The sequence below is a fragment of the Patescibacteria group bacterium genome (assembly GCA_018817085.1).
Taxonomy (GTDB): domain Bacteria; phylum Patescibacteriota; class WWE3; order CG2-30-40-12; family CG2-30-40-12; genus CG2-30-40-12.
The window spans coordinates 1-4,288 of sequence record JAHIUT010000011.1 but is presented as its reverse complement, the minus strand read 5'-3'; the positions used below and the strand labels follow the sequence as shown (position 1 = coordinate 4,288).

6 protein-coding genes are annotated in these 4,288 nt (G+C 37.5%); 1 reads left to right on the top strand and 5 read right to left on the bottom strand.

From position 1 onward, the window contains the following. Window positions 1-112 precede the first annotated feature (112 nt). The 5 genes from KJ678_00850 to KJ678_00830 form a co-directional block, all read right to left on the bottom strand. Complete coding sequence (locus KJ678_00850) at window positions 113-1,162, bottom strand: radical SAM protein (GenBank protein ID MBU1016699.1); 1,050 nt, start codon at window positions 1,160-1,162, stop codon at window positions 113-115. A gap of 15 nt (window positions 1,163-1,177) precedes the next feature. After that, window positions 1,178-2,074, bottom strand: coding sequence for an NAD-dependent epimerase/dehydratase family protein (locus KJ678_00845; GenBank protein ID MBU1016698.1), 897 nt, complete (start codon window positions 2,072-2,074; stop codon window positions 1,178-1,180). Between the two features lie 418 nt (window positions 2,075-2,492). Further along, complete coding sequence (locus tag KJ678_00840; GenBank protein MBU1016697.1) at window positions 2,493-2,792, bottom strand: NYN domain-containing protein; 300 nt, start codon at window positions 2,790-2,792, stop codon at window positions 2,493-2,495. Next, complete coding sequence (locus tag KJ678_00835) at window positions 2,774-3,013, bottom strand: NYN domain-containing protein (protein MBU1016696.1); 240 nt, start codon at window positions 3,011-3,013, stop codon at window positions 2,774-2,776. The genes KJ678_00840 and KJ678_00835 overlap by 19 nt, the downstream gene beginning before the upstream one ends. 58 nt (window positions 3,014-3,071) lie before the next feature. Then, on the bottom strand, window positions 3,072-3,845 hold the full coding sequence (locus tag KJ678_00830; protein ID MBU1016695.1) for a glycosyltransferase: 774 nt from the start codon (window positions 3,843-3,845) through the stop codon (window positions 3,072-3,074). A gap of 157 nt (window positions 3,846-4,002) precedes the next feature. Here KJ678_00830 and KJ678_00825 point away from each other — a divergent pair, with 157 nt between their 5' ends. After that, complete coding sequence (locus KJ678_00825) at window positions 4,003-4,269, top strand: helix-turn-helix domain-containing protein (protein MBU1016694.1); 267 nt, start codon at window positions 4,003-4,005, stop codon at window positions 4,267-4,269. Window positions 4,270-4,288: the final 19 nt, after the last annotated feature.

The window sequence follows — 4,288 nt, the reverse complement described above, 5'->3', positions numbered from 1 at the left end:
CAAAATATAACCACATTATACTTTAACTCTGCCTGCGCTTTGGATAATTCGTAAGCCACTATGCCTATAGAATCCCACGGTTCGGGATATTCATACACTATCCTTAATATGTTCATATAAAATTCTCGTGGGGTTGCTCCTCAAAAATATAATTCAATATCCTGTTATGTCCAGTGTACCTAAAACTGCAATACTTCAAACATTCTTTATTAACACATTTTCTATATACTTCTTTTCTAAGCGCCCCTTTCCAAACATCTAGAAAAGAATTATCTAGGATATTACCATATAAATATCCTTTCCTCCCTTTTGTATGGCAACAAGGATACACATCACCATTCGCGCATATAATAGTAATAAATGGATTAAAAAGACATTTTTTCCACCCTTTATCCGCATTTTTTAAGTCTCTAAAAAATACATGAAAATCCCCCGTTGCCAATTTCTGGGCTTCCTTGATTAATTTTTCTGTTTGATTCCGCCTCTTTCTAAAAAGATCCCCCGAAACCCCCCTCTCTTCAAACACCATAATTTTTAGCAGGATATAATCTACTCCAATTTTTTTTACTAAATCCGTAGCAAGCACAATTTCGGGATAGTTAATTTCATTTATCGTAAAATTTACACCTATCGTTAACCCACTGCCATTCTTGCCCCTCATCCCCACAAGCTTCTCAATATTTGATAACACTTTATCAAATACCGGCCCATTCAGAGGTCTGTGCATTTCTGTATGCGTTTTCTCTGTCCCTGCGTCCAAACTTATCTTAATCCACTTGGAAGTAGCACATATTGTCCTGCATAGGGTTTCTGGAATATTTGAACCATTAGTGATAATCCCAATATCAAGACCTTTGCTGTGTATATGTTTCAAATATTCCTCTACATACGGAGAAATAAGTGGCTCTCCCCCACCCTTGATTACAACAGACTTGAGATTTTTAGCGCAAAGCTCATCAATCAAGGTAAAAGCTCGGGTTTTTGGCAAACTCTTTCTATCTTTGTTTATTTCCCTATCGCAACAATAGTAACAGTTGAAATTACAGGCGTTTGTCGGATCAATTTCGGCCATTATGGGAAAAGAGTCCCCGCTTTCAAACAACTCCTTTATTTTATCGGGATGTTTTATTATCTTTAAATCGGAGAAATAGTCGTAAGTCATAACCAGATATTTATTCTAAAATCTAATCTCTCTCCAAGGATAATTATTTTTGTACCAAGAAATTACTCCAGACAAAGTTTCGTCCAAACCCCTCAATTTTATATCTCCCAGAGGTTTCAATGTTACGGGGTTGCCAAGTACTACAGCACTTTTCTCTTCTCCAGGTCTCATAGGTAAATATTTGATTTCAGATCCTGATTTTGCCTCTTTTATCACCACTTTAGCTATATAATTAACATCCGTAGAAAGGCCTGTCCCCGCTTCAAATATCCGGTCGTAAACCTTATGTTCAACTAACAACGCCCTTACCAGTATCTCTGCAAGATCCTTAACATAAATCATATCCATAATTTGCGAACCATCGCCGTATATTTCTATAGGGGTGTTGCGAAGAGCTCTGACAATAAAATTTGGTATTATCTTTCTGACAGGAGCGTGCTTTTGGCCTTCCCCGTACGCATTCAAACCTCTTACTATGGCAATTCTAGTACCATGCTCCTTGTTATACATAAGAGCCAATCGTTCCGCAGTGTTCTTAGAAATAGAATAAGGATTATTCATCCAAAAATTGCCCAGACTTATTTGGACAGCAGGTTTGACATGACTCCTACAAGCCTCAAACACATTTAATGCTCCTAGTATATTTGTTTCAATGCAGGGAAAAGGATTGTCAACTGTTTCAGATGTGCCTAATATACCAGCAAGGTCAATTACACCGTCTGAATTTAAAACCGCCTCGTCAACACTGTTTTTGTTGATTATGTCCCCCCAAAAGTAGGATACCCCTTTAACTTGAGCTGTGGGACCCTTACGGTCAAATATGATGGGGACATGCCCTTTATTCAAAAGATTTTCTACCACATGACTTCCAATGAAACCATTCCCACCCGTTACAAGTATATTTTTGTACATAGTTTATAAAAAATATAGACCCCCATCTCCATTCTCCTTTTCCACCGAAGGCAGATTTGATTTAGGGGCTTGCCCGCCTACGGCGGGTTAGTCCCTAATACCCTCTTGTCATCCTGAACTGGATTCAGGATCCAGTCATTTCCTTCCCTGGATTCCAGCTTCTGCTGGAATGACGAAACATTTTCAAAAAACGGACAAGTATTCAAACAACTAATACTATCCTACCACAAAATGCAAATTTAACAAAGGAGTCTCCTTGTACAAGGAGACTCCTTAGTCTAGACTTTCACACTCTGTCACACAAGTACTACCCCTCACCTGTACAAAGCATTGACATTGTCCCAACTAGTATGCTATATTATAATCGCAGTCTGGAAACAGATTGTTATCAACCGCCCGTTGCAAAAGACGGGCTTTTTTATTGCTTTCTTTCAATAAACTTTCTGATCTTTTTAAGATCCATATAAAAATCCGCGCTCTCTATCAATTCTCTTGAGATATGATGTTTTAAGGAAATTACTACAACTTTTTTTTCCGCTTTTCTTAGGTATTTGACTAAATAATCAAAATCGCTATCGCCAGAAAAAAGAATCAAATTTTTATAAAGCCCTCTTTTGGAGAGCGCGTCTACTGCTATTTCCACATCAAAATTAGCCTTGCGATGATGAGCTTTGATATTGCCTCTATCTCTTATTTCCTTTAGAGGCTTGGTATAGATAGTTCATATCCTGTTTTCTTCAGGAAAGTTAGGAAACGATCGTGTTCTTGCGTATCAAAACGAGCGGTATAAAACCCCACAAAATATACATCAAATTCCGTTTTTAACCAACTATAAAGCTTCAAATAATCAACTCTCCAGCCCCTGTCTTTGGCGGAGAGTTCCAGATTAGCGGCATCAATAAAAACTGCGACTTTCCCCTTTATCAAACCTCTCATCATAAACTTATTCTAAATAAATCCTTATATCATTTCAATAACTTTTGGGTATTCTCCCCCATCAAACTCTCGCAGAGTATGTTCCTCGCCAGTTGTTTATCACCACATTTATAACCTCTTTTGCCATGTTAATTGATTGGTGTATAAAACGCACCGAGCTTCTCTTTTTCGTATCGCTAATATCGTTATCCTTCCACTTTACAAAAACCTCTTTTAATTTGTATCCCCATTTATCCGCGATAAACAACATTTCAGCGTCATAAGCGCTCACAGACCACCCTGCTAATCGACTTCCCTTTCTAAAATACGAAAGCAGAGGGAATATTTCTCTCGCTAAATCTGCTTTAATAGCTTTAAAACCGCATTGGGTATCCACTATATAAGAAAGAACGAACAGTCCTCTTAAATACCTAAAAACTACAGAAGCTACTTTTCTTGTTGCGGAAAATCCTTCCCTTTTCAGTCCTCTAGACCCTATTACAATATCGTAACCCCGATCAAACCATGGCAAAAGTTTTTCCACTTCAGAAATAGAGGTCGATTGGTCCATATCCGTAAAAAGAAAAATATCACCAACAGCAGACTTAACACCCGCATATATAGCATGGGGTTTTCCAGCATGACTAATCTCTATCAATCTAAATCTATTATTCTTTGCAACAAACTCTTGTATTGCTTTTTTACTATTATCGGCAGACCCATCATCACAAATAAGCACTTCCCACTTGTACCTTTGTTTATTCAAATAAGATGCAAGCTCTTGCAAAACTCCCCTTTTCAAATTATTTTCCTCATTAAAACAAGGAATAATTACGCTCAATAAACGGATTTTCATGTATCAATTGTAACATTATTATATATATTCATTTAAACACCTCGTCGAATCCATAAGTACTTTGTCGTTAATGCTAAAACATCCCCCTTCAACCTCGGGGGTTAAAGATTCATATTTACTTATTGACACATCTAGTAATGTTTGGTACAAGATAGTTATGGATTATGTAACCATAAAAACACAAGTTTATACCCCAGAACAGGTTGCGGACATTTTGCAATTAAGCAAAAACACCGTTTATCAGTTAATAAATCGCGGAGAGATTATTGCCAAAAAGCTCGGAAAAGTATACAGGATCCCCGCCAGCTCCATATCCTTCGCATTTACTGGCTTGGACTACGATCTTTTTAAAGCGCAAAAAGAAGACCTCAAAAACATTAAAAAAGTGCAAGCGGAGGTTTCCAAAGCGCGTAAATCGCTATGAGTAAAGAAATTGTAGCCTT

Coding starts and splice junctions, on each gene's coding strand:
- KJ678_00850 (MBU1016699.1), bottom strand. CDS start 1,162: ATGACTTACGACTATTTCTCCGATTTAAAGATAATAAAACATCCCGAT.
- KJ678_00845 (MBU1016698.1), bottom strand. CDS start 2,074: ATGTACAAAAATATACTTGTAACGGGTGGGAATGGTTTCATTGGAAGT.
- KJ678_00835 (MBU1016696.1), bottom strand. CDS start 3,013: ATGATGAGAGGTTTGATAAAGGGGAAAGTCGCAGTTTTTATTGATGCC.
- KJ678_00830 (MBU1016695.1), bottom strand. CDS start 3,845: ATGAAAATCCGTTTATTGAGCGTAATTATTCCTTGTTTTAATGAGGAA.
- KJ678_00825 (MBU1016694.1), top strand. CDS start 4,003: ATGGATTATGTAACCATAAAAACACAAGTTTATACCCCAGAACAGGTT.